The organism is Massilia sp. YIM B02769 (assembly GCF_030411995.1).
In the GTDB taxonomy this organism is placed as follows: Bacteria; Pseudomonadota; Gammaproteobacteria; order Burkholderiales; family Burkholderiaceae_D; genus Telluria.
Genome location: NZ_JASNRC010000008.1, coordinates 217829 through 243556 on the forward strand (window position 1 = coordinate 217829; position 25728 = coordinate 243556).

23 protein-coding genes are annotated in these 25728 nt (G+C 66.8%); 14 read left to right on the forward strand and 9 right to left on the reverse strand.

The window, feature by feature from the left end:
* Positions 1-78 precede the first annotated feature (78 nt).
* Positions 79-1527, forward strand: a complete 1449-nt coding sequence (sbcB, locus tag QPK31_RS14810; RefSeq protein WP_290423695.1) for an exodeoxyribonuclease I — start codon at positions 79-81, stop codon at positions 1525-1527.
* A 279-nt stretch (positions 1528-1806) separates the two neighbouring features.
* Here sbcB and pyrF read toward each other — a convergent pair whose 3' ends face one another.
* Complete coding sequence (pyrF, locus tag QPK31_RS14815; protein WP_290423696.1) at positions 1807-2628, reverse strand: orotidine-5'-phosphate decarboxylase; 822 nt, start codon at positions 2626-2628, stop codon at positions 1807-1809.
* A 183-nt stretch (positions 2629-2811) separates the two neighbouring features.
* Here pyrF and QPK31_RS14820 point away from each other — a divergent pair, with 183 nt between their 5' ends.
* From QPK31_RS14820 to QPK31_RS14850, 7 genes are all read left to right on the forward strand, one after another.
* Entirely contained in the window at positions 2812-3390 is a 579-nt protein-coding gene (locus QPK31_RS14820; RefSeq protein WP_374045813.1) for a LemA family protein, read from the forward strand.
* A gap of 9 nt (positions 3391-3399) precedes the next feature.
* Positions 3400-4242 carry a YgcG family protein gene (locus QPK31_RS14825; RefSeq protein WP_290423697.1) on the forward strand — a complete coding sequence of 281 codons (843 nt, stop codon included), beginning with the start codon at positions 3400-3402 and terminating at the stop codon, positions 4240-4242.
* Complete coding sequence (locus QPK31_RS14830) at positions 4242-4769, forward strand: TPM domain-containing protein (RefSeq protein ID WP_290423698.1); 528 nt, start codon at positions 4242-4244, stop codon at positions 4767-4769. Before QPK31_RS14825 ends, QPK31_RS14830 begins: the two co-directional genes overlap by 1 nt.
* A 71-nt stretch (positions 4770-4840) precedes the next feature.
* The gene (locus QPK31_RS14835; protein ID WP_290423699.1) at positions 4841-5617 is read left to right on the forward strand and encodes an SDR family NAD(P)-dependent oxidoreductase; all 777 of its coding nucleotides are present in this window, start codon (positions 4841-4843) and stop codon (positions 5615-5617) included.
* Between the two features lie 608 nt (positions 5618-6225).
* Complete coding sequence (locus QPK31_RS14840) at positions 6226-6546, forward strand: hypothetical protein (RefSeq protein WP_290423700.1); 321 nt, start codon at positions 6226-6228, stop codon at positions 6544-6546.
* A gap of 79 nt (positions 6547-6625) precedes the next feature.
* Positions 6626-7024, forward strand: coding sequence for a VanZ family protein (locus QPK31_RS14845; protein WP_290423701.1), 399 nt, complete (start codon positions 6626-6628; stop codon positions 7022-7024).
* A 159-nt stretch (positions 7025-7183) separates the two neighbouring features.
* Positions 7184-7939 carry a hypothetical protein gene (locus QPK31_RS14850; RefSeq protein ID WP_290423702.1) on the forward strand — a complete coding sequence of 252 codons (756 nt, stop codon included), beginning with the start codon at positions 7184-7186 and terminating at the stop codon, positions 7937-7939.
* Between the two features lie 64 nt (positions 7940-8003).
* Here the strand turns inward: QPK31_RS14850 and QPK31_RS14855 are convergent, their stop codons facing one another.
* The 7 genes from QPK31_RS14855 to QPK31_RS14885 all read right to left on the reverse strand — a co-directional run bounded on the left by QPK31_RS14855 (position 8004) and on the right by QPK31_RS14885 (position 17647).
* Positions 8004-9233, reverse strand: coding sequence for a TraB/GumN family protein (locus QPK31_RS14855; protein ID WP_290423703.1), 1230 nt, complete (start codon positions 9231-9233; stop codon positions 8004-8006).
* Between the two features lie 125 nt (positions 9234-9358).
* Entirely contained in the window at positions 9359-10516 is a 1158-nt protein-coding gene (locus QPK31_RS14860; RefSeq protein ID WP_290423704.1) for a glycosyltransferase, read from the reverse strand.
* Between the two features lie 76 nt (positions 10517-10592).
* Positions 10593-12410 (reverse strand): glycoside hydrolase family 2 protein, encoded by a 1818-nt coding sequence (locus QPK31_RS14865; protein WP_290423705.1) that lies wholly within the window; start codon positions 12408-12410, stop codon positions 10593-10595.
* A 21-nt stretch (positions 12411-12431) separates the two neighbouring features.
* The gene (gene galK / locus QPK31_RS14870) at positions 12432-13508 is read right to left on the reverse strand and encodes a galactokinase (protein WP_290423706.1); all 1077 of its coding nucleotides are present in this window, start codon (positions 13506-13508) and stop codon (positions 12432-12434) included.
* Positions 13508-14611 (reverse strand): Xaa-Pro peptidase family protein, encoded by a 1104-nt coding sequence (locus QPK31_RS14875; protein ID WP_290423707.1) that lies wholly within the window; start codon positions 14609-14611, stop codon positions 13508-13510. The genes galK and QPK31_RS14875 overlap by 1 nt, the downstream gene beginning before the upstream one ends.
* On the reverse strand, positions 14608-15702 hold the full coding sequence (galT, locus tag QPK31_RS14880) for a galactose-1-phosphate uridylyltransferase (RefSeq protein ID WP_290423708.1): 1095 nt from the start codon (positions 15700-15702) through the stop codon (positions 14608-14610). Before galT ends, QPK31_RS14875 begins: the two co-directional genes overlap by 4 nt.
* 382 nt (positions 15703-16084) lie before the next feature.
* Entirely contained in the window at positions 16085-17647 is a 1563-nt protein-coding gene (locus QPK31_RS14885) for a dipeptidase (protein WP_290423709.1), read from the reverse strand.
* Between the two features lie 112 nt (positions 17648-17759).
* Between QPK31_RS14885 and QPK31_RS14890 the strand changes: the two genes are divergently transcribed.
* Both QPK31_RS14890 and QPK31_RS14895 read left to right on the forward strand, forming a co-directional pair.
* The gene (locus tag QPK31_RS14890) at positions 17760-18623 is read left to right on the forward strand and encodes a pirin family protein (protein WP_290423710.1); all 864 of its coding nucleotides are present in this window, start codon (positions 17760-17762) and stop codon (positions 18621-18623) included.
* Positions 18624-18719: 96 nt separating this feature from the next.
* Positions 18720-19748, forward strand: a complete 1029-nt coding sequence (locus QPK31_RS14895; RefSeq protein WP_290423711.1) for an asparaginase — start codon at positions 18720-18722, stop codon at positions 19746-19748.
* 273 nt (positions 19749-20021) lie between these two features.
* On the opposite strand, the gene QPK31_RS14900 is transcribed toward QPK31_RS14895, so the two are convergent.
* Positions 20022-20882 carry a hypothetical protein gene (locus QPK31_RS14900; RefSeq protein ID WP_290423712.1) on the reverse strand — a complete coding sequence of 287 codons (861 nt, stop codon included), beginning with the start codon at positions 20880-20882 and terminating at the stop codon, positions 20022-20024.
* Positions 20883-21069: 187 nt separating this feature from the next.
* Here QPK31_RS14900 and QPK31_RS14905 point away from each other — a divergent pair, with 187 nt between their 5' ends.
* The 4 genes from QPK31_RS14905 to QPK31_RS14920 are packed head-to-tail and all read left to right on the forward strand — an operon-like array spanning position 21070 to position 25721.
* Entirely contained in the window at positions 21070-21525 is a 456-nt protein-coding gene (locus QPK31_RS14905; RefSeq protein ID WP_290423713.1) for a MarR family winged helix-turn-helix transcriptional regulator, read from the forward strand.
* 50 nt (positions 21526-21575) lie between these two features.
* Positions 21576-23078 carry an MDR family MFS transporter gene (locus QPK31_RS14910; protein WP_290423786.1) on the forward strand — a complete coding sequence of 501 codons (1503 nt, stop codon included), beginning with the start codon at positions 21576-21578 and terminating at the stop codon, positions 23076-23078.
* Between the two features lie 17 nt (positions 23079-23095).
* Positions 23096-24559 (forward strand): efflux transporter outer membrane subunit, encoded by a 1464-nt coding sequence (locus QPK31_RS14915; protein WP_290423714.1) that lies wholly within the window; start codon positions 23096-23098, stop codon positions 24557-24559.
* A 10-nt stretch (positions 24560-24569) separates the two neighbouring features.
* Entirely contained in the window at positions 24570-25721 is a 1152-nt protein-coding gene (locus QPK31_RS14920) for an efflux RND transporter periplasmic adaptor subunit (RefSeq protein WP_290423715.1), read from the forward strand.
* Positions 25722-25728: the final 7 nt, after the last annotated feature.

Here is a 25728-nt window from a genome sequence, read left to right on the forward strand (position 1 = left end):
GACGGAACGGGACTTGCCCACGACAATTCCGTGCCACGCTGAGCGACACCTTCACCAGCGTTACCTTCCTGGACTTCGATGAGCAACCACACCTTCCTCTGGCACGACTACGAAACCTTCGGCGCCCAGCCGCGCCGCGACCGTCCGGCCCAGTTTGCCGCGATCCGCACCGATGCCGAGCTCAACGAGATCGACGAGCCGATCATGCTGTACTGCCGGCCAGCCAACGATTACCTGCCCGATCCGCAGTCCTGCCTGATCACCGGCATCACGCCCCAGCAATGCCTGGAACTGGGCGTGCCCGAGCACGCGTTCGCGCGCCAGATCGAGGCCGTCTTCAGCGAGCCAGGTACGGTCGGTGTCGGCTACAACACCATCCGTTTCGACGACGAGGTGACGCGCTTCCTGTTCTGGCGCAATCTGATCGATCCGTATGCGCGCGAGTGGAAGAACGGCTGCGGCCGCTGGGACCTGCTCGACGTGGTGCGCATGACCTATGCGCTGCGTCCCGAGGGCATCGAGTGGCCGCGCCACGAGGATGGCCGTCCGAGCTTCCGCCTGGAACACCTGACGGCCGCAAACGGCCTGGCCCACGAAGCGGCGCACGACGCGCTGTCCGACGTGCGCGCCACCATCGCCCTGGCGCGCCTGATCCGCAGCAAGCAGCCGAAACTCTTCGACTTCTGCCTGGAACTGCGGCGCAAGGACCGGGTCGCGGCCGAGATGGGGCTGCACCTGGAGCCGGCGCTGCGCCAGCCTTTCCTCCACGTGTCGGGCATGTTCCCGGCGGAACAGGGTTGCCTGGGACTGGTATGGCCGCTGGCCCAGCATCCGTCGAACAAGAACGAGATCCTGGTCTGGGATTGCCGCCACGATCCGTCGGAACTGTTTGGCCTGGACGTCGAGACGATTCGCCTGCGCATGTTCACGCGCTCAAGCGACTTGCCCGAGGGCGTGACGCGGCTGCCGATCAAGAGCGTGCACCTGAACAAGTCGCCGATGCTGGTCGGGAATCTGAAAACACTGAGCCCGGCCATGGCCGAGCGCTGGGGCATCGACGTGGCGCAGCACCGCGCGCACGCCCAGGTGGCGGCGCAGGCGCCGGAGATGGCGGCGGTGTGGGCGGAGGTGTTCAAGAAGCCGTCGTCGGTGAACGAGACGGATGTGGATGAAGACCTGTATGGCGGGTTTGTCGGCAACAACGACCGGCGCAAGCTCGATTCCATGCGCGGCGAAACGCCGGCGCGGCTGGCGACAATGCAGGCGGCGTTCGAGGACGAGCGCTTGACTGAACTGCTGTTCCGCTACCGTGCGCGTAATTTCCCCGAGACCTTGAACGAAGTGGAGATGGCGCGTTGGGAAGAGCACCGCGCGGCGCGCTTGTTCGATGGGGCGGGGAATGCGCGGACGGTCGATCAGTTGTTTGGGGAGATCGATGCGTTGTCGGAGACGGCGGATGAGCGGGCGCAGGAGGTTCTTGGCGCCTTGTATGATTACGTGGAGATGATTGCGCCTGAGCGATATTGAGTCTGGCGTATGCTGGCGTTATTGGGGCTGTTGCCTGTGGCGTTACTGGTAGGTTGAATCCGCGTGGGCTCGAGAGCCCACCCTACAGGATACGTTATAGGCGAGTTCATACGAAAACCAAATCGGGGTTCGCTTGAACTCGCTACGACCGTATTCCGTAGGGTGGGCTCTCGAGCCCACGCGGATCATGCACACCGATACCGGCACAGGCAACAGCCCCACGTCCCTCAATTCGGGACAACACGGCCGACCGCAACAACGCCGTCGGCCACGCCCACATCACCCCCGATACCGATTGATCTCATCCCGCGTCTCACGCGCCACCCTGCGCGCCGCCGCCGCGAAATCCTCACCCGCTTCCGGCTTCGCATAAATAATCGCCCGCGAGGAATTGATCATCATCCCGGCCCCATCAGCGGTCCGCCCCGAACGCACGGTCGCCCCCACATCCCCACCCTGCGCGCCAATCCCTGGCACCAGCAGCGGCATGTCGCCAATAATCGCCCGCACCTGCGCCAGCTCTTCCGGGAAGGTCGCCCCCACCACCAGCGCGCACTGCCCGTTGCGGTTCCACTTCTCCGCCACCAGCCGCGCCACGTGCTGGTACAACGGCTGCCCACCCACATCCAGGAACTGCAGATCCGAGCCGCCCGCATTCGAGGTGCGGCACAGCACGATCACGCCGCGGTCCGCCCATTCCATGTAAGGCTCGACCGAATCGAAGCCCATGTACGGGTTGACGGTGACCGCATCCGCGCCATACCGGTCGAAGGCTTCGCGCGCGTACTGGTGCGCGGTGGCGCCGATGTCGCCGCGCTTGGCGTCGAGGATCAGCGGAATGTGGGGATAGGTCTCGCGCAGGTAGCGGCAGATTTCCTCCAGCTGCGCTTCGGCGCCGAGCGCGGCGAAATAGGCGATCTGCGGCTTGAAGGCGCAGGCCAGGTCGGCGGTGGCATCGATGATGGCCTTGCAGAAGCGGACGATACCGTCCGGTGCGTCGCGCAGTTCTTCCGGAAAACGCGCCAGGTCGGGGTCCAGGCCCACGCACAGCAGCGAATCGTTGCGGGTCCAGGCTGCGGACAGTTTATTGATGAAATTCACTCTAGCCCCTCTTCACGGTGTCAATGCAAACCCGCTATTTTACCTGTCGCCGCCGCGACGGTCGCCGGCGCCGGCCCGGCCGTGCGACCAGGGCAGCGCCTCTTGGGGTATATTTTATTCATTCGACAACTCGCCATGGACAAGCACATGATGACGTCTTCCCTACTCGCGCGCTGGACGCGCATGCTGGCCGGCGCCCTGCTGGCCGGTTCCCTGCTCTCGGGCTGCGGCTACAACGATTTCCAGACCAAGGACGAAGCGACCAAGGCCGCCTGGGGCGAAGTGGTCAACCAGTACCAGCGCCGCGCCGACCTGATCCCGAACCTGGTCAACACGGTCAAAGGCTATGCCTCGCACGAACGCGAAACGCTGGAAGCGGTCACGCGCGCCCGTTCCGCCGCCACCAGTTTCCAGATCACGCCGGAAGTGCTGAACAACCCGGAAGCCTTCCAGAAATTCCAGCAGGTGCAGGGTGAACTGTCGGGTGCGCTGTCGCGCCTGATGGCCGTCTCCGAAAAATACCCGGACCTGAAAGCGGACACCAGTTTCCGCGACCTGCAATCGCAGCTCGAAGGCACGGAAAACCGCATCACCGTGGCGCGCCAGCGCTACATTGCCTCGGTCCAGGACTACAACGTCACCGTGCGCAAGTTCCCGACCAACCTGACGGCGATGATGTTCGGCTACGACGCCAAGCCCTCGTTCACGGTCGAGAACGAAAAAGCGATCTCGACCGCGCCGACGGTCGACTTCGGCAAATAAGGCGCAGCGATGACTGTCCTGCGCACGCTCTGGCTGTTCGTGCTGGCTGCGACGCTCGCCGCCGTGGTGCCGACATCGGCCCGGGCGCAGCTGAAGGAAGTGCCGCCGCTGGCCGGCCACGTCACCGACGAGGCCGGCATGCTGGACGCCGACCAGCACGGGCGCCTGGAAGCCGTGCTGACCGACTACGAGGCGAAGACCGGCAGCCAGATCGCCGTGCTGCTGGTCAAGTCGACCGAGCCGGAAGCCATCGAGCAGTTCGGCATCCGCGTGGCCGACGCCTGGAAGCTGGGCCGCAAGGGCGTGGACGACGGCGTGCTGCTGATGGTGGCGCGCGACAATCCGAGTTCCCTGCGCCGCCTGCGCATCGAGGCCGGGCGCGGCGTGCAGGGCGTGCTGACCGACGCCCAATCGAAACGCATCCTGCAGGACACGATCGCGCCCCACTTCCGGCAAGAGCATTATTACGAAGGCCTGGTCGCCGGCGTCGGCGCCATCGCTACCCTGCTGAACCAGGAACAATTCCCGGCGCCCAAACAGCAGCCACAACCGGCGCGCGTGCCCCAGGGCGATGGCGGCGGCGGCATCGGTATTGTCGGCATCGTGCTGCTGGTGGTCGGCTTCACCCTGGTGCGTTCGATGTTGCGCCCGCGCCGTACCCGCTTGTCGCGCGGCGGCTGGGGCAGCGGCGCCACCGGCTTCATCCTCGGTAACGTTCTTGCGAACATGGGCCGCGGCGGTGGCGGTGGCGGCTTCGGCGGCTTTTCGGGCGGTGGCGGCGGCTTCGGCGGAGGCGGGTTCTCCGGCGGTGGCGGCAGTTTTGATGGCGGCGGCGCCTCGGGAGACTGGTGATGACACAAGAAACAGCAGCTTCCTTCGGCCAGCGCCTGGGACGCGTCTTGCGCCACTGGCGCAGTACGAAGGCCGATGCGCGGCGCGCCTTCCCCGACGCCACCCTGGAAGCCGTGGCCCAGGCCATCACGGCCGGCGAACGCACCCACCGCGGCGAGGTGCGCTTCATCGTCGAAAAGGCCTTGCCGGCCGACGAGATCTGGGACGGCGTCACCAATCGCCAGCGCGCCCTGGCCCTGTTCGCCGACTACGGCGTCTGGGACACCGAGGACAATTGCGGCGTGCTGATCTATGTGAACCTGGCCGACCACAAGGTCGACATCGTGGCCGACCGCGGCATCGACCGCAAGATCGACACCGGCACCTGGCAAACCGTGTGCCGCACCATGACCGACGGCTTCCGGCGCGGCGACTTCCACCAGGCGGCGCTGGCGGCGGTCGAGCAAGTCAATTCGCTGCTGCGCGAGCACTTCCCGGCCAATGGCGAGCGCCCCAATGAATTGCCGGACCATCCGATCATGCTATAGGGGCAACGCCTACCTGCCTGCGCAGGTTCTCGCTACAATCTGGGCTTTCCAGACACCCTGAAAGCCCTGCCATGAAACTCGCCAACAAGACCGCCATCGTCACCGGAGCCAGCCAGGGCATCGGCCTGGCCTGCGCCCAACGCCTGGTGCGCGAAGGCGCGCGCGTGATGCTGGCGGACGTGCGCCCGGAAGGCGCGGCCGCGGCCGAAGCCCTGGGCGACGCCGCCCGCTTCTTTTGCGCCGACGTCAGCCAGAAATCCGACGTCGACGCCCTGTTCGCCGCCACCCTGGACGCCTTTGGCCACATCGACATCTTGGTGAACAATGCCGGCGTGACCCATGCCGCCGACTTCCTCGACCTCCACGAAGACGACTTCGACCGCGTGCTGCGCATCAACCTGAAATCGATGTTCCTGTGCAGCCAGGCGGCGGCGCGCGACATGGTCAAGCGCAACAGCGGCTGCATCATCAACATGTCGAGCGTGAACGCCGAGCTGGTGATTCCGAACCAGATTCCGTATGTCGTGTCCAAGGGCGGTGTGAACCAGCTGACCCGTGTGGCCGCGATCAGCCTGGCCCAGCACGGCATCCGCGTGAACGCGGTCGGCCCCGGCACGATCCTCACCGAACTGGCCAAGCAGGCCGTGCTCGGCAGCCCGCAGGCGCGCCACACCATCCTGTCGCGCACGCCGCTGGGCCGCTGCGGCGAGCCGGAGGAAGTAGCGTCCATCGTCGCCTTCCTGGCCAGCGACGACGCCTCCTACATGACCGGCCAGACCCTGTACGCGGACGGCGGACGCATGCCACTGAACTACACGGTGGCGGTGCGCGACGACGAGCAGCAATGACCCATGCGGCCAGCATCAGGAGCCTTGCTATTCACGCTTCGTATGTCTGGTATCTGTATTTGCAATTAGACACGTATGCCGCAACGCAGCATAATGGCACCTGTCTCCACTATTCTCCTCCAAGAAAATAGTTTTAAGCCCGCTCAACCAGCGGGCTTTTTTTTTGTGCTTCGATTTGACCTCGCTCAAGAAACTCCAGATCGTCTCCTCCTCGACGCGGCATTTTGCCTTGTATATCAGTAGACCAGCCGCAGCCCCAGCGGTTCGCCTAACCACGCATGAGCTTGCGCTGTGTCATGTCCGCGTCACAAACCCTGCCTATACTGGATTCATCTGCGGTACACGCAACCGATATGCGTGACGGCAGACAGGTGTGTAGCGCAATCGCGCTGCACACCCACCGAACAACGTCTCTTGGCCCGATCTTGGGTTGTGCCCGCCACCTCTCTCCTGGCGGGCATTTTTTTATGTGCGGTGCAGCGCAAAAGTCCAGCTCGGGGCTTGAAGACCACGCACATTTGACTATGATGAAGTTCGCGCCCGGTTGCAGCGCGCTCAGCTCGTGCCGCGGCCTTGCGTCAAACCAACCAAAATAGGGAGTCGGACCGATGAATGTTCAATCGCCTGAAAACCAACACCCGCAAGCAAACGACAGCCGCCGCCGCAACGATGGCGTCGATCACCTGATCCTCCGCGAACTCAACCCGCACGTCGTGATCGATCACGTCGAGGCGGGCCAGGCCGACCAGGCAACCCTGACCATCATGACCTTCGGCAGCGTGCGCGAATTTTGTCCCAAGTGCCAGCAGGGCAGCCTGAAGCTGGTCCTGCGCCAGGCCTCGGTGCGCATGGCGCACCTGTTCTGCGCCGAATGCGAAAGCTGTTTCGATGCGCAATACGCCGACGGCGAACCGGCGCTGACGATCTGACGCTTTCCGTCCACCGGCGGCCGTGTACGCGCACGGCTGTCCAACATGGTATGGTTGACATTTTGCCATTGCGTCAACCATGCCTTCGCTCCTCCATCTACTCCTGCTCGACACGCGCCTGCGCACGCTGCGCTACGCCACTGCCATCGTCCTGTTCCTGGCCATCGTGATCGCCGGATCGATTCCCGGCGCCCGCGCCGACATCGGCCAGTACGCTTCCGGCGTGGTGCTGCATTCGCTCGCTTATGCAAGCCTGGCCCTGCTCTGGTTCACCGCCAGCCGCGGCAGCGGCGCGGCGCGCAGCCTGGCCGCCGTGGGTGCGATCGCCGTGATGGGCGCCATCGACGAGTTCGTCCAGAGCTTCTTTCCCTACCGCGGCGCCGACGTGCACGACTGGATGGTGGATTGCTGCGCCGCGATCGTCACTTGTGCGATCCTGTGGCTGGTCTTGCCGAAAGCCGAGCTCGCTCGCGGCTGAGCAAAATTTCCTTGAGTTTCGTGCCTTTGAATATGACTTGATCTGGCTCAGTGCCTACCCGAGTCAGCTGGAACGTCGTGCCCGTTCGCCCCTCTTACCCGGGTGGCAGACGACATCGTCACGCATACCCACTGACAAAATCCAACCAAGGAGTCGATCATGAACCAAAAACACCAAGGCGTGGTCTTGGCGGGCTTGCTGGCCATGGCGCTCGGCCTGGCCGGCTGCTCCGGCATGCGCGGCGGCGAAGGCGCCAGCGGCAGTTCCGGCAGCAGCGGCGCAACGGGAAGCAGCGGCAGCAGCGGCACCGAAAGCAGCGGCGGCATGTCGGGCACCGGCGCCGGCACGGGCACCAGCGGCGCGGGCAGCTGGGGCAGCGGCAGCTCGGGCTCGTCGGGCAGCTCGGGCAGCTCGGGCACGAGCGGCAGTAGCGGCAGCAGCGGCAGCAGCGGCGACCAGTCCGGTTCCTCGGGCACGTCCGGGACATCCGGCAGCAGCGGCACCGACCAGTCCGGCAGCTCGGGCACCAGCGGCACCAGCGGCGCCACCGGCAGCGCCAGCAGCATGGGCGAAGGCAGCTCCGCCGGCACCATGAGCGATACCGCCTCCGGCAGCGCCCAGGGCAGCACGAGCGCGGGCACCGCCACGGCGTCGGGCGCCAGCCCGAACAGCACCGTGGTCGCCATCGAACTGGTGCCCCGCCCCAGCGGCAGCATCGGCGGCGGCACGGTGGCGGGCGCCGCGGTCGGCAGCAGCGGCAGCGGCGCCACCGGCAGCTCGATGGCCTCGGACCGCGTCTACCGCATCACCCTGCGCATGGACGACGGCAGCACCCAGGTCGTTACCCAGGAAACCACGCCCGACTTCCGCAGCGGCGACCGCGTGAGCCTGAACAGTGGCGTGATCGGGCGCTGACAGGCCAGCCCACGGAAGCCGGCCGTGCAGGCAGACCCATCGCCTGCACGGTCATGAACTCCCTTCAATACACGCGCTCGACCAGGTAGCCGCGCTGCGCCATCAAGGCCGGCAAGCCATTCGCGCCCAGGAGGTGCAACAAGCCAACACCCACGAACATCACCCCGCCCTGCCCCATCAGCGTGTCGATATGCGCCGCCATGTCGGCATTGCGCCGTCCCAGCAGCTTGCGCCGCGTGAAGTCGGCAATCGTGCTGCCGCCCGCCGTTGCGTCCGGCAACAGCGCATCGAGGGCGGCGGTGTCGCCCGAGCGCCAGGCCTCGATGACGCGTCCGGCCTGGCGCACGGCGCTGCCGTCTTCCAGGCCGGCCAGGGTCTCGCGCAGGTAGCGTTCGGCTTCGATGTCGTTCATGCTGTCGAACAGCGCCAACTGGGCCTCCGCGCTTTCGAGCTCGGCCACCCGGGTGCCGCGCTGGCGCGCCTGGGCCAGCAGCACCTGCTCGACGCCATCGCTGCGGCGGAAGCCCTCGCGCTCCAGGCGCATGCCGAGCAGCAGGTTGGCGACCAGCCAGGGCTTCAGGTGCGCCATGCTCGCCAGGCTGACGCCTTGCGCGTGCAGGGCCGTGCGCAGGCGCGCCAGGGTCTCCGGGTCCAGGCGGCGCCGCAGGTCGCCGCCGGCGGCGTAGCGGCCATGCAGGTCGACCGCGCGCAGGAAAGCCGTGTCGGCGCGGGTATCGAGCTCGACCACCAGGTGGTCCGCGCCGGCCAGCGCGCGCTCGGCTTCCGGCGCCAGCGGATAGAACGAGCGTTGCCCGACGTGGATGGTGCCGAACAGGTAGGCAACACGGCCGTGCCCGCTGATACGGTAGAAGCCGCCCTGGTGGCGGGCCCGTACCGGCGCCGGGCCGTCGGCGTGCGGCGCATGCATGGCGTATTCGCTCGAAGCCAGGGGCTCGGCCCGGGCCATGTGTGCGGGCAGGAGCGCCGCCAGTGTCCCTGCGAACAGGGACGGGCCTGCACCCGCGATCAGCGCCGCGCCTGCGGCTGGCAGCGCGCGCATGCTCCATGCGAGAAAGAAACTCCATGCCAGCGTCAGCGGCTTCAGCGGCTTCAGCAGCGTCAGCGGCGTCAGCAGCGTCAGCAGCGTCAGCGGCGTCAGCAGCGTCAGCGGCGTCAGCAGCGTCAGCGGCGTCAGCAGCGTCAGCGGCGTCAGCGGCGTCAGCGGCGTCAGCAGCGTCAGCGGCATCAGCAGTGTCAACGCCGTGCGCACGCCGGCCGGCAAGCCCACCGCCATGCCCGCTTCCCGCACATCACCGCATGACGCATCCATATGCTGGCTTGAACAAGTCCGCGGTCGATCCGTTGGCGCTGGCCGCTGGTCGAAGCTGCTGGTTCAAGCCGCTGGCGCGCGCCGCCCGTTCAGGCCGTGCCTGCGCGTCGCACCAGTGTGCTGGCGGCTTCCTCGGCAGCCAGCGCCGCCTCGGCATACGCCGCGTCCAGCAAGCCCGCCATCGCCTGCGCGGTGCGCTCCCAGGACGTGCGCGCCACCTGCTCGCGCATCGCCGCCAACCGCGCCGCGCGTTCGGACGGTCCGAGCGCCAACGCTTCGGCGCAGGCCACCCCGAACTCCTGGGCGCCGGCGGCGATCGCGACCACGTCGCCGTACGGCCCGACCACGTCGGCAATCGGCGTACTGACGATCGGCAGCTCGGCCGCCATGTATTCGAGCACCTTGGTCGGGCTGATGAAGCGGGTCGCCTCGTTGATCGCGAACGGCATCAGGCACACATCCCAGCCGGCCAGGAAGCGCGGCAAGTCGGCATAGTCGCGCTGGCCGAGGTAATGGATGTTCGGGCGGCGCGGCAGTTCGTCTTCGCCGATCTTGACCACCGGCCCCACCAGCACCAATTGCCAGTCGGGATGGCCGTCGGCCAGCGCCGCCACCAGCGCCAGGTCGACGCGCTCGTCGATGACGCCGTAGAAGCCCAGGCGCGGCCCGGGAATGTGTTCCTGGTCGGGATGGCTGGCAACAAGGCCCTGGGCCTGGGCGAAATGGGCGACGTCGACGCTGCTCGGGAAGCAGTGCACGTGCGGGTGGCGGTGGCGCTTGGCCTCGTACAGGCTGGGACCGCCGGCGAACACCAGGTCGGCCAGGTTCAACAGCGCCGATTCGCGCTGCAGCAGCTGGCGAGGCGCTTTCTTGAACGAGGCCAGTTCATCCATGCAATCGTAGACCACCAGGCGCGGCGTGAGTTCCTGCAGCAGCGGCAGGGCCATCGGCGTATAGAACCAGGCGATCGGCGTCTCGCCCGGCGGCAGCAGGTCCGCCAGCAGCGGCGCCACCAGGGCGATCTGGTCGTCGTGGAAGCCGGGCACGTCGAGCGGGGTGCGCGGGCGGCAGACGGTGATGTTCGGCAGCGGTTCGGAGCGCTCGAGCCGGGTCGGCCCGGCGGCGTCGTGCAGCGGCTCCTCGACGATCACGATGCGGTAATGCCGCGCCAGCCGCGTGAGCAGGTGCTGCGGCCTCTGAAACACAAAATCCCAGCGCAAGTGGCTGAATACGACAATCGTCACCATGATCACTCCTCGTGGGCGGCCGGTTGTTTGGTTCCTTCGCTACCGCGCCGACCGCCCAGCGCTCGAAGGCGCATAATCAAGCAGGATCTGGTCCCCGTTCCTCCTTGTCGTTGTCCTCGTCTTTCGCGGGTGGCAGCGCCGCGTTGCGCGTGGCCGCCGAGATCACGTCGAACGGCAGCTTGGGCGTGCGGTCGGCGTTCAGCAGGCCGTTCGCTTCCTGGAAGGTGTCGGCGAACTGCGTGTAGCAGAAGCCGGCGAACATGAAGGTCTCGTTCACCACCTTCAGCAGCGAGCGGTACAGGTTATGGAAGCCGTCGGCCGTGGTCGAGCGCGAGTAACCCCAGGTGCCCTCTTCCGGCTCGCCCTTGGTATCGAAGGCGATGCCGCCGAATTCGGTCAGCACGATCGGCTGGCCGCGGTGCGGGAAGCCGTCCAGGGTCAGGATGCGTCCACCCGGACGGCGCTGGTCGAACAGGGTGCGCACCGGGTCGGTGACTTCGTAGCGCGCCTTGACCTTTTCCGGATCGCAGTCGTAGTCGTGGATGCCGAGGATGTCGGTGGCCGAGGCTTCCCAGCCGTCGTTGCCGATCACCGGGCGCGTCGCATCGAGCGTGCGCGTCAGGTGGTACAGCGCCTCGACCGCGTTGCGGTGCGCCTGGGTCAGCGTCAGGTTCGGCACGCCCCAGGATTCGTTGAACGCCACCCAGACGATGATGCAGGGATGGCTGTAGTCGCGCTCGATGGCTTCGGTCCACTCGCGCACCATGCGCGTGATCGCGCGCGGGCTGAAGCGGTAGGCCGAAGGCATTTCTTCCCACACCAGCAGGCCGAGTTTGTCGGCCCAGTACAGGTAGCGCGGGTCCTCGATCTTCTGGTGCTTGCGCACGCCATTGAAGCCCATCAGCTTGGCCAGCTCCACGTCGCGCTTCAAGTGCTCGTCGGACGGGCCGGTGAGGAAGGACTCGGGCCAGTAGCCCTGGTCCAGCACCAGGCGCAATTGATACGGCCTTCCATTGAGCATCAGGCGGTCGCGGTTGATCGCGAACGAGCGCAGCGCCGTGTACGAGCGGATGCGGTCGACCACGCGGTCGCCGCAGCGCAGCGTGACCTCGGCGTCGAGCAGGGTCGGACGCTCGGGGCTCCACAGCAGTTCGTTGCGCGAGTCGTCGATGCCGGGGTCGGACAGCGCGATCTTGCGGTTCGCCTCGCCGCCCAGCAGCTTGTAGTGGTCGTCGGCCAGCAGGTGTTCGCCGTGCCAGATCTTCACTTCGACGAACATGTCGGGCTGAATCTGGCCGCCGGCGAAGACTTCGCAGCCGATCTCGAAGGTCTCGAAGATCGGAGTCCATTTCAGCTTGGCGATATAGGTCTTGTCGACCTGCTCGAGCCAGACCGTCTGCCAGATGCCGGTGGTGCGCGGATACCAGATCGAGTGCGGTTCCAGCAGCCAGTCCTGCTTGCCGCGCGGCTTGGCCAGGTCGGCCGGATCGTCTTCCACGAACACGGTGACGGTTTGCCGGCCGTCGGCCTTCAGCGCCGAGGTGATGTCGGCCGCGAACGGCGTATGGCCGCCCTCGTGCTCGGCCACCAGCTGGCCGTTCACCCACACACGCGCCGAATAGTCGACCGCGCCGAAGTGCAGGATGGTCCGCCCTTCGGTCGGCATGACCGTGAACTCGCGCTCGTACCAGCAGACCCGGTGAAAGCCCGTGTCGCCGATGCCCGACAGCGCGGTCTCGGGCGCGAACGGCACCTCGATCTCGTGGGTCCATTCCGCCACGTCGCCCGGCAGCTTGTAGCGCATCTCGTCGTCGAAGCAGAAGCGCCATGTGCCATTCAGGCTGGTCCAGTCGTCGCGTACCAGTTGGGGACGGGGATATTCGAATTGACTCATCGTTTTCCTTTCTTTCAGCCTTCATTCAGCCGGAACGGGAATCAGGAGCCGCCCCTGCCGTCCGTCCTTGTTGTTGTAAGCATCCACTGCCGCCTGCCCTGCCTGCGTGCCCATGCCGGCGCGGCACAGGGCCACGCAGGCGCCGCCGAAACCGGCGCCGGTCAGGCGCGCACCGTACACGCCCTCTTGTTGGCGCAGCAATTCGCACAGTTCGTCGAGTTCGGGGATCGACACTTCGTAGTCGTCGCGCAGGCTGGTGTGCGAATCGTTCATCAACGCACCGAAGCGCTCGGCGGACACACCCTTCACCGCTTCGAGCACGCGCAGGTCTTCCAGCACCACGTGGCGCGCGCGGCGGCGGATCGGCTCGGGCAGGTTTTCCACCAGGGCCGGTTCAAGGACATCGCGCAGCGCCTGCACACCCAGCTTGCGCGAGGCTTCCTCGCATTCGGCGCGCCGTTCGTTGTACTTGCTGCCGGCCAGCTTGCGCGCGATGCCGGAGTCGATGACGATGATCTCGGCATCGGGCGGCAAGGGCGCGAGGCGGTGTTCCAGCGAGCGGGCGTCGATGAACAGCATGTGGCCTTCGTCGGCCAGGCTGGACGCCATCTGGTCCATGATCCCGCAGTTCACGCGGGCGTATTCGATTTCGGCGCGCTGGGCGATGCGCGCCAGTTTGACGTCGTCGAGCTCAAAAGCCAGCAATTCGCGCAGCGCACGCAAGGTCGCCACTTCCAGCGCCGCGCTCGACGACAGGCCGGAACCCACGGGCACGTCGGTCGAGACCCACACGCGTAGCGGCGGCACCTCGACGCCCTCGGCCTCGACAAGGCGGATGCAGCCTTCGATATAGCTGCCGTAGCCGGATGGCGCGCTACCGTCGGGCGCGAACGTGACGTGGGCGTCGAGCGTGCTCGAATAGAAGTGGAAATGGCCGTCGCCGCTGCGGCTCATCGCCACCGTGGTGCGCTGGGGCGTGGCCACCGGCAGCATGAAGCCATCGTTGTAGTCGGTATGCTCGCCCAGCAAATTCACGCGTCCGGGTGCGGATGCGTTGACTTCGGGCGCGCCGCCGAAGAAGGAGTCGCTCGTGAGCATCAGGTCACCTCCAGCCAGAGTGGGCGCTGGCGGCCATGCACGCTTGAGGCAGGCCACTGCGGGTCGTACGTCAGGTTGTCCAGTCCTTGCGGACCGAGGAGGAAGGTGTCCTCGATCTTGATGCCCGCAAAGCTGGGGTTGAATGCGAAGGCCATGCCGGTTTCCAGCCCGGTGGCGGTACTCGGCGTGGCCACGATCTCGCGCGCCAGGTAGCCGGTGATGCCGCCCTGGTGATGCTCGTTCAGGGCCTCGGCGCGGTCCGCATGCTTGTAGGCGGCATCGAAGGCGTGGTACACGGCCGAGAGCGACTTGCCCGGCTCCACCGCGCTCAGGCCGGTGGCTTCGACTTCCATCAGCGCCGCCTGCTCCTCGGGCGCCGCACCAAAGCTGACAAAGCGCGTCAGATTGGCATACAGCCCATGGCGGCGTGCGCAGAACACCAGCATCGCGCGCTTGCCGATCGGCTCGTGCGTCGGCACCGGATGGTGGTACAGGGGCAGGCGCCGTTCGCCGGCCGCCAGCACCAGGGCCGGATGGATGCCGCGCCGCCACAGGGCGTGCGCCCCGGCGCCGGCCAGCTGGTATTCGGTCCAGTCGGGGCGGGCCGTGCGCAGCACTTCGCTCATCGCCTCGGCCGCTTCGCGCCCGAGCGCGCGGTAGCGCATCTGCTCGGCCTCGCCCAGCACCAGGCGGCGCAGGCGCAGCGCGTTCGGCAGCGGCTGCTCGCCGTTGTGCGGACGGTCCGACAGCACGATGGCGTCGCCGGCCAGGCCCAGCACGTAACGTTCGCGCAGCTCGACTTGCGCCCAGGGCGAGGCGTGGAAGCTGAAACCGGCCGGTATCTCTTCCTCGCGCAGGCGCGCAAGCTCGATTTCGTCGGTCAGGATGACGGCTTCGTCCTGGGTGACCAGTACTTCGGCCACGCCGGTTTCCGCGCAATGCAGCACGGCGCTGGAACCGCCGGCGGTGACCCAGGCGAACCAGTCGATGCCGCGCAGGCGGATCGCGGCGGCGCCGGTCTTGCCCAGGCATTCGCGCAGCACGGCCAGCTTGGCCTGGACTTCGGCCACGCGGATCGCCAATGCGTCGGGAGCCACGCTCATGCGTCCTCCTCGAGCGACACCTGCACCGCCTGCAGTTCAGCGGCGGTGTTCTCAGGCAGGACGTCCATCGCGAACATGCCGGCGCCCAGCTCGGTGCCGGCCAGGTATTTCAGGCGCTCGCGCGAGCGGTAAGGCGGATAGAACTGGGCGTGCAGCTGGGTTTCCGGATGGTCCATGCCGTCGGTCGGCGCCTGGTACCAAGCCATCAGGTAAGGGAAAGGCCGGTTCCACATGGTTTCGTACTTCAGCAGCACCGTCTTGAGGGCGCGCGCCAGGCTGGTGCGCTGGGCGTCGCTCAATGACGCGAAGTCCTTGCAGGGCGCGCTCGGCATTACCCATACCTCGTACGGGTAGCGGGCACAGGCCGGCACGAAGGCGATCGCGTGCTCATCCTCGAACAGAACGCGCCGGCCATCTTCGGATTCCTTCTTCGCCATGTCGCACAGCAGGCTGGTGCCGTGTTCGAGGTACCAGTCGCGTTCCTGGGCCAGCATGCGCTCGGGCACCTGCGGGATGAAGGGGTAGGAATAAATCTGGCCGTGCGGGTGGTGCAGGGTCACGCCCACTTCGCTGCCGCGGTTCTCGAACGGCAGCACGTACTGGATGTGCGGCTGGGCGCCGATGCGCGTGGTGCGGTCGCCCCAGACCTTGAACAGCAGCTCGATGCGCGACAGCGGCAGGTGCACCAGGGCCGCATTCGGGTCCTGGGTGAAGACCACCACTTCGCAATGGCCGTTGGCGGGCGCGGTCGGCACCGTCAGTGCCGGCGGATCGTGCGATTCCAGCGCCAGCGAGGGAAAGCGGTTGTCGAACACGGCCACTTCGTAGTCGCCCTGGGGCAGCTCGGTCGGGTTGTCCGGATCGACCGTCACCGCCAGCGGGTTGTACTGCGGCGGCGGCTGGAAGGTGCGGTTCTGGCGGAACCCGGCATAGGTCACCCACTCGCCGCGCAGGGGGTGCCAGCGCAGGTGCGGGTTCGCGTTCATCGGGTCGGGGAATGGACTGGGCGCGATGAGCCCGTCCGGGATCGGCTGGTTGCTGTAGAGAGTAAGGTGTCGTCCGTCGGGCTTGGTCAGTTCTTTGCTGTACATGGCTTCGCTAATGTCGGGCAGTCCACAAGCACTCGCAGGCACGGCAGGCCCTGCGAACGCGGCTAGGGAACGATCCTAACATGGCGTTTTCGCCACACTTTCTGGAGGGAAGGGAGGGATTTTCCGCTGGTTAATGACTCTTCGGAAGCGGACCAAAGGAATTGCTGCAGGTGCGTAGTGCGCTCCTATGAAGAGCGGGAGGAATGGCTGGGTTGGCTTAGGAGAGGGAGCAATGTTGTAGGCCTAAACCTACAAAATGAATGGCAGTATTGACACTGCGCAGGGAGAAAAGCTCTTACAAGCTCAACAGGGTGGGATATGGGGTTTTGTAGGGTGGGCACTTGTGCCCACCAATGAAAACACCGTTTCGATCCAGCCAGCTTTACTTGGCCAGCTCGGCCAGCACTGCCGTGTACATCTGCAAATTGAGCAGCAACTGCTTGAGCGTGATGAACTCGTGCTCGGAGTGCCCCGTGTACACCTTGCCCGGCATCGCCGGACCGAAACTCACCGCGTTCGGGAACAGGCGCGAATTGGTGCCGCCGCCAATCGCCACCGGCTTCGGGTCCTTGACGCCGGTGAAGTAGGAGAACACATTCATCAGCACCGGCAGCTGCGGCGCATCCTTGCGTACCCAGGGCTCGCCCGTGCGCACCGTGATGTTGGCCAGTTCAAGGTTGCGCCCCTGCCACTGGGCCAGCGCCGCATTCACCTCGTTGGTCAGCTGCTCGATGCTCTTGCCCTGCGGGCGGCGCAAATTGATCGACACCTCGATGCCATCGTCCCGTTGCTTGATCACGGTGGGCGCCACCGTCATCGGTCCCATGAAGCTGTCGCGGTAGGCGATCGCGCCGAACTTCTCGCCGTACAGGCCCGTCCCCACCAGCTCGTTCAGGTAGTTCACCACGCCGCCCGCTACCGTGTTCGGCCAGCTACGCACGGCCAGCGCATCGGCCAGCATGGCAATCGCGTTCACGCCGTCTTCCGGTTTCGACGAGTGCGCGGACAGGCCGTGGGCGGTGATGTGCAGGTCCTTGTCCTTGCGCTCGAAGGTGTAGCGCATGCCGTCCTGCTTCGCGCCGCGCGCCTTGATCTGGGCTTCCAGGGCTGGGGTGGCGTTGGCGACGACGGCGCTGGCGTCTTCCGGAATCTGGCTGCCGAAGAAGCCGCCGGCAAAGGCAGAGACATGCGGTTCGCCTTCAGCCGGCGTCGCGGCGCCGGTCTTGGGAATCGTCACCGCGATCGTGCCCGAGGCCTTTTCGGCCACCACCGCCGGATATTCGGCGTCGAGCGTGATGCTCACCTGCGGCGGCTCGTGGGTCTTGAGGAAGTCGACCAGCGGCTGCCAGTTCGATTCCTCGCCCATGTACACGTACAGTTCGATGCGTTTCGAGAGCGGCAGTTGCTGGTCCTTCAGCGCCTTCATCGCGTACAGCGCGGTGGCAATCGGCCCCTTGTCGTCCTCGGCGCCGCGCGCCAGCAGCTTGCCTGGCTCGCTGGTCTGGTCCAGCACGAAAGGCGACTTCTTCCACTTCTTCGGATCGACCGGCTGCACGTCGCCATGGGTCACGACGCCGACACGCTCGGTACCCTGCCCCATGCCGACGACCACCACCCAGCCATGGTCGGCGAAATCGAAACCGAGACGGTCTGCCTCGCTTTTCAGGTAAGCCTTGAAGGCAATGTGCTGCGGATCGCGGTCGGACGGGACATTCAGGTCGGCCACCGTGTTGTAGCTGACCAGTTTCGACAGGGTGTCGACCACCGCCGTACGGTAGGTCGTGACGGCGTACTTGGCGGCCTTGACGGCGGCGTCGCTCGGGGCGGCGGCGGTGGATTTCGTATCGGGGTTGGTAGGGGTAGCAGGTGCGGCGCTGTCCTGGGGCGCAGCGACGGCATGCGCCGCGCAGGCCAGCAGCAGGCTGGCAAGTATCGTTCTTTTCATAGGTGCCGTAGTCTCCATTGCAAAGGCGCAACGAGTCTAGCACAGCACCTCGCGGCGGGTTATCCGGCAATCCGGTATCGTAACGAGCATCCAAGCATACTGAGAGCCCACCATGAGCGACAAGACCGTCACCCGGGTCCACCCGGCCCTGCGCGACGACATCGGCGACCTGATCACCCAGCGTCCGGTGCCCAGCGCCCACCTGGACCAGGTCGATCCCTTCCTGTTCCTGAACCACCACGGCCCGCAAACCTACCCGCCGCACAACCGCGGCCTGCCCTTCGGCCCGCACCCGCACCGCGGCTTCGAGACCGTCACCTTCATCCTGGAGGGCATGCTGACCCACAAGGACAGCGCCGGCCACGAAAGCATCATCCGCGCCGGCGGCGTACAGTGGATGACGGCCGGCAGCGGCCTGATTCACGCCGAGATCTCGCCGCGCGAATTCCTGGAAACCGGCGGCCCGCTGGAGATCCTGCAGCTGTGGGTGAACCTGCCGCCGCATTTGAAGATGACCCAGCCGGCCTACACCGGCCTGCAGAAGGACCAGATTCCTGCGCTGTCGCTGGACGACGGCAAGGTCACCATGAACCTGATCGCGGGTACCTGGGATGGCACAGCCGGGCCGGTGGAGTCGCTCACCGGCGTCTTCATGAGCACGATCGAACTGCGGCCCGGCGCCAGCCTGCGCATCGGCGACATGGCGCGCCGCAGCGTCTTCCTGTACGTGGTACGGGGCGCCGCCCAGGTCGGCAACTACGAAGACCGCGTCGGCGCCTTCCACCTGGTAGAGCTGAGCGGCGACGGCGACGAGATCCTGCTGTCCTCGGCCGAAGGCGCTTTGGTGCTGTTCGGGCACGCCGAGCCGATCGGCGCGCCAGTGGTGGCGCACGGTCCCTTCGTGATGAATACGCGCGCCGAGATCGAGCAGGCGATCCGCGATTACCAGGCGGGCAAGTTCGGCGCGCCGATGTAAGCAAGGGTCGAAGCGGCGCCAACGCAGCCGTGGCGCTGCGTTTGCGCGCCCTGCGCTAGAGTGACCGGGTCTATCACTTCCCTGCGAGACCCGAGCATGCAAGCCGTTCCCGTTCCATTGGTGGCCACCACGCGTGGCTACCCCTCCACCGGCTACACGATCGAAAACGTGCACGCCGGTTCGGTTGCCGTCGTCGACGCCTCCGGGCGCCTGGTCGCCTGGGCCGGCGACCCGCACTACCAGACCTTTACCCGCTCGGCCCTGAAGCCTTTCCAGGCCCTGCCCTTCCTGCTGTCCGATGGTCCCAATAAATTCGGCCTGGCCCAGGAAGAACTGGCGCTGCTGTGCGCCAGCCACTCCGGCGAAGAAAAGCACCTGGCCGGCGTGCAGTCCATCCTCGGCAAGATCGGGCTCGATGCCGGGCACCTGGAATGCGGCTGCGGCGTGCCCCTGTACTACGACTTCGTCAACCTGCCGGCGTCGATCGACCGCCAGTGGACACCGCTGCACCACAACTGCTCGGGCAAGCACAGCGGCTTCCTGGGCTGGTGCCGCCTGCACGGCGCGCCGACCGCCGGGTATGTGGATCCGGAGCACCCGCTGCAACGTGCGATCCGCGCGAGCCTGGCCGATGCAGTGGACCTGCCCGAATCCAGCATGCCGACCGGGATCGACGGCTGCTCGGCGCCGAACTATGCGCTGCCGCTGTCGAAACTCGCCCACCTGTATGCGCGCCTGGGGCAAGGCGGCCAGGATGCGCGCCTCGGCAACGCCCTCGGCCCGCTGTTCGACGCCATGACCGGCCGGCCCGACATGGTCTCGGGCACCGAGCGCAGCGACCTCGTGATCATGACGGCCGGCGGCGGCGACTGGGTGGCCAAGGTCGGCGCCGACGCGGTGCAGGCCATCGGCATCCGCTCGGCCGGCATCGGCATCGCCATCAAGATCGCCGACGGCAACAACCGCGGCATGCACACGGTGACCTACAACGTGCTCGACCAACTCGGCCTGCTCGACGACGCCAAACGCACTGTGCTGGAACGCTTCCGCCGGCCGGAGATCCACAATGCGCGCGGCACGCTGGCGGGGGATATCCGGACGCTGTTCACGTTGCAGCGGGCGTAGTCGAATCGAATGAACGATACGAGGCGTGCCTCGTACGGTGGGCACCCTGTGCCCACGCGGAACGTGCCGCCGTGTTGGCGTTGTTCTGGCCAAGCCATGCGATGTTTGTCAGCGTGTCCAGATGATCATCTCGAAACGTTTCGACATTCACCCGATGCGTCGTCCAACAGCGTCATCACCATGCATCCTTCCGCGTGGGCACTTCGTCTTTGAGGCCCCCGGCCTCAAAGACCCCACCGTACGGTCACCGTTGCCACCGCAATGCCGCCGCGGTTACTCGATCATCCGCCGGATCATCCCCGCCAAGGGCGCCAGCACCGCGTTATCCTGCCAGTACGCACTGTGCGACAGCGGATTCCAGCTCTTGAGCATCCAGTTCACCGCCCCCTGCCCCGCATTGATTGCGCGGTCTTCCACCAGTACCCGGTAATCCTCGGACAAGGGCTGCAACGGCCAGCCCAGCACATCGTCCGGATCGTACAGGTTCAGCCAGTGAAAGATCGGCGTCGGCGGCGCGATCGGCTTGATCTGCATGTTGCGGTGCGCAGCCACGAAGATCGGGATATTGCAGCCGGTGGTCATCAAGCCGCTGCAGGTGCCGCCGGCCAGGTACAGCTTCTCGCGCTCGCTCAGCACCCTGCCCACCGCCATGCGCGCCCAGCCATCGATGTCGCGCCACACGCCCGCCTCCACGCGCCCGCCGGCGCGCGCCTTCTGGGCGTCGTACAGATAGCTGGACAGCACCTGGCAACCGAGCGAATGCGCCAGGAACACCACCGGCATCGCGTGGTTCGCGGTGCAGGCGCCGAGCAGGTTGCGCGCGATCTCGCCCTGGGCCAGCTCGTACACCGAGCCCGGGATTTCCTTGCGGTTTTCCAGCCCGGCGGCGTCGGCAAAGCCGAACAGCATGAACTTGCGCAGCTCGTCGTAATGCACCTTGCTCTGGCGGTCGACCCGGTTCCACACCAGCTGCTCGTTCTTTTGCAGGATGTCCTGGTAGTACACCGAGTAACAGGCCAGGCGCTCGCGCAGGTCGGGGCCGAGGCGCGAGCGCATCTGCCCGAACACCTCGGCCGCGTAGTTGCGCGGCGTCTCGCCCATTCCGTGGACCGAGACGAGTGCGACAGTGGGCATGGCGGCCTCCTCTGGAAGAGTAAGAATTTGCTTAATAGTTGAAGCAAATTCCGATCACCAGCTTACCACTCCACCGCCGCGCACGCGCATCGCACAACGGCAGTCTCGCCCTCCGCACAAAGCCGCTTTACTCAGAGATGTTGCTCAGATTAGAATAGATAGCTACCTACTGAATAGATAACTCATCATGTCTCACCTACCGAACCCGGTGCTCACGCCGGCCGAGCGCTTCTCGATGGCGCTGCACGCCACTGCCCGCGAATGGCGCATCGCCATCGACAAGCGGCTGAAGGACCTGGGCGTCGGCCAGTCCGGCTGGATGACCATCGCCATGATCGCCAAGGCCAGGGAACCGCTGTCGCAGCGCGCCCTGGCTGATCTGCTCGGCATCGAAGGCCCGTCGGTCGTCTCCATGCTCGACCGCCTGGAACGCGACGGCCTGGTGCGGCGCGAACCCTCGCCGCTCGACCGCCGCGTCAAGCTGGCCCACCTCACCGACGACGGCCGCGCCCTGTACGCCAAGGTGCGCGAGGAAGCCGACGCCTTCCGCTCGGCCATGCTCGACGGTCTCGACCCCGCCACCCTGAACGCCGCCGCCGACCTGCTGGAAGGCCTGCGCGCCCGCATTGGAGAGGGTCCGTGAGCGCTGCCGCTACCGCCGCCGCAGTGCCGGAGGCGCCGCTGAACCGGCGCATGATCACCATTTCGATCATGCTCGCCACCATCATCCAGGCCCTGGACGGGACAATCGCCAACGTCGCCCTGCCGCACATGCAGGGCAGTTTGTCGGCGTCGACCGACCAGATCACCTGGGTCCTGACTTCCTTCATCGTCGCCGCCGCGATTGCCACGCCGCTGAACGGCTGGCTGGTCGACCGCTTCGGCCTGAAAAAGGTGTTCCTGGTCTCGGTGGCCGGTTTCACGGTCGCCTCGGTGCTGTGCGGCGTGGCCGGCTCGCTGGCGCAGATCGTCGCCGCGCGCGTGCTGCAGGGCGTGTTCGGCGCGGCCCTGGTGCCCTTGTCGCAGTCGGTCCTGCTCGACATCAATCCGAAGGAGAAGCATGGCTCGGCGATGGCGGTGTGGGGCATGGGCGTGATGATCGGCCCCATTCTCGGCCCGACGCTGGGCGGCTGGTTGACCGACAGCTACAACTGGCGCTGGGTCTTCTTCATCAACGTGCCGGTCGGCGCCCTCGCCTTCTACGGCATCTGGCGCTACATCCGCCCCACGCCGGCCCAGCGCCGCGTGAAGTTCGACATGTTCGGTTTCGTCACCCTCAGCCTGGCCATCGGCGCGCTGCAGATGCTGCTCGACCGCGGCGAGCAGAACGACTGGTTCCAGTCCGCCGAAACCTGGTTCGAGGCGGTGCTGCTGGCCCTGAGCCTCTCGTACTTCGTCGCGCACACCCTGCTGCGCCCGGCCGGCCAGTCCTTCCTCGACTACCGCCTGCTGAAGAACCCGAACTACGTGACCGGCCTATTTTTGATTTTCATCGTCGGCATGGTGCTGTTCGCCACGCGCGCGCTGATGCCGACCATGCTGCAAGGGCTGATGGGCTATCCGGCGGCGCTGGCCGGCCTGGTGACCGCGCCGTCGGGACTGGGCACGATGCTGGCGATGCTGGTGGTCGGGCGCCTGACCGGCAAGGTCGACTTCCGCCTGCTGCTGGGCGCCGGCTTCGCCATCACCGCGTTCTCGCTATGGCAGATGACCCATTACACCTTGGTGCTGTCGCAGTCCGACATCGTCTGGCCCGGCATCATCCAGGGCATCGGTCTGGGCCTGGTGTTCGTGCCGCTGTCGGCGGCGACCTTCGCTACGCTGTCGCCGCAGATGCGCGCCGAAGGCACGGCCCTGTATAGCCTGATCCGGAATATCGGCAGCAGCATCGGCATCGCCCTGGTGCAGACGCTCCTGGTGCGCAACACCTCCACCGTGCAAGCGGAGCTTGCAAGCCAGGTCCACAACGCCAATCCGGCGCTGCAGGATCCATCGAGCGTCTATAACCTGGCCACCGATGCCGGCGCCGCCCTGATCAACAACGAGATCGGGCGCCAGGCCTCGATGATCGCCTACGTCGATGACTACTGGCTGATGATGCTGCTCACCGCCGCCGTGATCCCGATGCTGCTCCTGATCCGCCCGCCCAAGCGCACCGATGCGCCGGCAGCGGTCGACCACGCCGCCCTCGATTAACCATGACTCGTATAACAGTGCGACACTTTTCACTTACCTTATTTGCGGGCGCGCTGCTGACGCTTGCCGGCTGCGCCCACGTGCCGGTTGACCAAAGCACGGCCAAGGGGCCCGACTTCGCGCAGGCCCAGCATGCGGACACGATTGTCCTGGCACGCGATGCCTGGCCCGTTGAAACGTGGTGGCGCGACTACCGCGACAACCAGCTCGACGCGCTGATGGAGGGGGCGCTCGCCGCCAGCCCCAGCCTGGCCGCGGCCCAGGCCCGCTTCGCCGTGGCCCAGGCCGTGGTGAAATCCGAGCAAGCCGCCGGCGGCGCCCAGGTGGGCGTCGGTGCGGGCCTGAACCGCCAGCGCTATTCGGCCAACGGCCTGTTCCCGGAACCGATCGGCGGCAGCTTCTACACCGACTCGACCCTGCAGGTGCGCGCCAGCTACGACGTCGACTGGTGGGGCAAGCACCGCGCCCAGGTGGCCGCCGCCGTCGGCGAAGCCAACGCGAATGCCGCCGAAGCGGCGCAGGCGCGCCAGGCCCTGACGGCCCTGGTGGCCCAGTCCTATTTCCGCCTGCAACTGCTGTGGGCGCGCGACGACAACATGGCCGCGCTGGCCAAGGTGCAGCGCGCGCTGCTGGCCGACCGCAACGCGCGCCTGGCGCACGGCCTGGCCACTGTCGACGCCCAGCGCGGCGTCGAACTCGAACTGGGCCGCACCTTGGAGCAAAGCGAATTGCTGCGCACCCAGGCCGCGCGCGAACGCGAGATCCTGCGCGCGCTGGTCGCGGCCGGCCCCGACGACCTGGCCAACCTGGAACGCCAACTGCCGCCAATGACGCCGGCCACGCTGCCGCGCACCCTCGGCATCGAACTGCTGGCGCGGCGCCCGGACTTGCAGGCGGCGCGCTGGCGCGTGGAAGCGGCGCTGGGCCGTGTGCGCGCCAGCGAAGCCGCCTTTTACCCGGACCTGAACCTGGCCGGCTCCTTCGGCCTGAATGCGATCTCGCTCGGCAAACTGCTGCGCGGCGCCAGCCGTACGATGCTGGGCGGCGTGACGCTGGAACTGCCGCTGTTCGACAGCGGCCGCCTGGAAGCGGGCCTCGGCGTGGCGCGCGCCGAACGCGACGCCCTGCTGGCCGAGTACAACGACGCCGTGCTGGCCGCCGTGCGCGACGTGGCGGCCGAAGGGGCGACCCTGCAAGGCATCGGGAACGAAATCGGCGCCCACGCCATGGCGGAACAAGCCGCCGCACGCCTCGCGTCCAGCGCCGAAACGCGCCTGAAGCGCGGCCTGGCCGAGCGCTCTTCCCTGCTCCAGGCCCAGCTTGAAACCCTGCGCCAGCGCGACGGCGCCCTGCAATTGCAGGACGCACGCCTGCAGACCGAAGTGGCGCTGGTGCGTGCGCTCGGCGGCGGCTACCGCGCCCAGCCCATCGCCACCGCAGCAGTCTCTGCATCGGCATCGGCATCGACCCAACAACATTGAACCTGCTTCCATGACTACCGAAACTTCCAAGAACCCGAACAAGCGCAAGGCCGTCCTGCTGGGCATCACCGGCGTCTTCGTCGTCGCCGGCATCGCCTACGGCGCCTACTACACGCTGGTGCTGTCGCAACGCGTCGAGACCGACAACGCCTATGTCGGCGGCAACCTGGTCAACGTGTCGGCCCAGGTGGCCGGCAGCGTGGTCGAGATCCGCGCCGACGAAACCCAGCAGGTGCAGGCCGGCGCCGAGATCGTGCGCCTTGATCCGGCCGACGCCGAAGTCGCCCTGGCCCAGGCCGAAGCGCGCCTGGGCAGCGCCGTGCGCCAGCAGCGCGAGCGCTATTCGAACGTCGACCAGCTGCTGGCCGTGGTCGAGCAGCGCAAGATCGCCCTGGCGACGGCCCAGGAAGACCTGGCCCGCCGCGCACCGCTGGCAGCCGAGCAGGTGGTCTCGGGCGAAGACGTGGCGCATGCGCGCCGCGCGGTCGAGGATGCGCGCGCCGCGCTGGACGTGGCCTTGAAGCAGGTGTCGGCCGCGCGCGCCGGCCTGGCCGGGGTCGACGCCGCCCACCACCCGAGCGTGCTGGCGGCGAAAGCCGACTACACCCAGGCTTGGCTGGCGACACGCCGCAACACCATCGTGGCGCCGGTGTCGGGCTACGTGGCCAAGCGCAGCGTGCAGGTCGGCAGCCGCATCGCGCCGGGTGCGCCGCTGCTGTCGGTGGTGCCGCTGGACCAGCTCTGGGTCGACGCCAACTTCAAGGAATCGGAACTGCGCGACATCCGCGTCGGCCAGCCGGTGAAGATCGAGGCCGACATGTACGGCGGCGCCGTCACCTTCCACGGCAAGGTGGTGGGCCTGGCCGCCGGCACCGGCAGCGCCTTCTCGCTGCTGCCGGCGCAGAACGCCAGCGGCAACTGGATCAAGGTGGTGCAACGCGTCCCGGTGCGCATTGCGCTCGACCCGGCGGAACTGGCCAAGCACCCGCTGCGCGTGGGGCTGTCGGCGACGGTCGATGTCGACATCAGCAAGAAGGATGGCACGGCGCTCGGTGCGGTGGCAGCCACGCCGGCGCATTATGCGACAAAGGCGCTGGACCAGCCGCTGCAGCAGGCGCAGGCGGCGACCGATGCCATTGTCCAGCGAAACCTGGTTAACTGAGTTGGTG

Coding starts and splice junctions, on each gene's coding strand:
- sbcB (WP_290423695.1), top strand. CDS start 79: ATGAGCAACCACACCTTCCTCTGGCACGACTACGAAACCTTCGGCGCC.
- QPK31_RS14820 (WP_374045813.1), top strand. CDS start 2,812: ATGCTGGCCGGCGCCCTGCTGGCCGGTTCCCTGCTCTCGGGCTGCGGC.
- QPK31_RS14825 (WP_290423697.1), top strand. CDS start 3,400: ATGACTGTCCTGCGCACGCTCTGGCTGTTCGTGCTGGCTGCGACGCTC.
- QPK31_RS14830 (WP_290423698.1), top strand. CDS start 4,242: ATGACACAAGAAACAGCAGCTTCCTTCGGCCAGCGCCTGGGACGCGTC.
- QPK31_RS14835 (WP_290423699.1), top strand. CDS start 4,841: ATGAAACTCGCCAACAAGACCGCCATCGTCACCGGAGCCAGCCAGGGC.
- QPK31_RS14840 (WP_290423700.1), top strand. CDS start 6,226: ATGAATGTTCAATCGCCTGAAAACCAACACCCGCAAGCAAACGACAGC.
- QPK31_RS14845 (WP_290423701.1), top strand. CDS start 6,626: ATGCCTTCGCTCCTCCATCTACTCCTGCTCGACACGCGCCTGCGCACG.
- QPK31_RS14850 (WP_290423702.1), top strand. CDS start 7,184: ATGAACCAAAAACACCAAGGCGTGGTCTTGGCGGGCTTGCTGGCCATG.
- QPK31_RS14855 (WP_290423703.1), bottom strand. CDS start 9,233: ATGGCGGTGGGCTTGCCGGCCGGCGTGCGCACGGCGTTGACACTGCTG.
- QPK31_RS14860 (WP_290423704.1), bottom strand. CDS start 10,516: ATGGTGACGATTGTCGTATTCAGCCACTTGCGCTGGGATTTTGTGTTT.
- QPK31_RS14865 (WP_290423705.1), bottom strand. CDS start 12,410: ATGAGTCAATTCGAATATCCCCGTCCCCAACTGGTACGCGACGACTGG.
- galK (WP_290423706.1), bottom strand. CDS start 13,508: ATGCTCACGAGCGACTCCTTCTTCGGCGGCGCGCCCGAAGTCAACGCA.
- QPK31_RS14875 (WP_290423707.1), bottom strand. CDS start 14,611: ATGAGCGTGGCTCCCGACGCATTGGCGATCCGCGTGGCCGAAGTCCAG.
- galT (WP_290423708.1), bottom strand. CDS start 15,702: ATGTACAGCAAAGAACTGACCAAGCCCGACGGACGACACCTTACTCTC.
- QPK31_RS14885 (WP_290423709.1), bottom strand. CDS start 17,647: ATGAAAAGAACGATACTTGCCAGCCTGCTGCTGGCCTGCGCGGCGCAT.
- QPK31_RS14890 (WP_290423710.1), top strand. CDS start 17,760: ATGAGCGACAAGACCGTCACCCGGGTCCACCCGGCCCTGCGCGACGAC.
- QPK31_RS14895 (WP_290423711.1), top strand. CDS start 18,720: ATGCAAGCCGTTCCCGTTCCATTGGTGGCCACCACGCGTGGCTACCCC.
- QPK31_RS14900 (WP_290423712.1), bottom strand. CDS start 20,882: ATGCCCACTGTCGCACTCGTCTCGGTCCACGGAATGGGCGAGACGCCG.
- QPK31_RS14905 (WP_290423713.1), top strand. CDS start 21,070: ATGTCTCACCTACCGAACCCGGTGCTCACGCCGGCCGAGCGCTTCTCG.
- QPK31_RS14910 (WP_290423786.1), top strand. CDS start 21,576: ATGATCACCATTTCGATCATGCTCGCCACCATCATCCAGGCCCTGGAC.
- QPK31_RS14920 (WP_290423715.1), top strand. CDS start 24,570: ATGACTACCGAAACTTCCAAGAACCCGAACAAGCGCAAGGCCGTCCTG.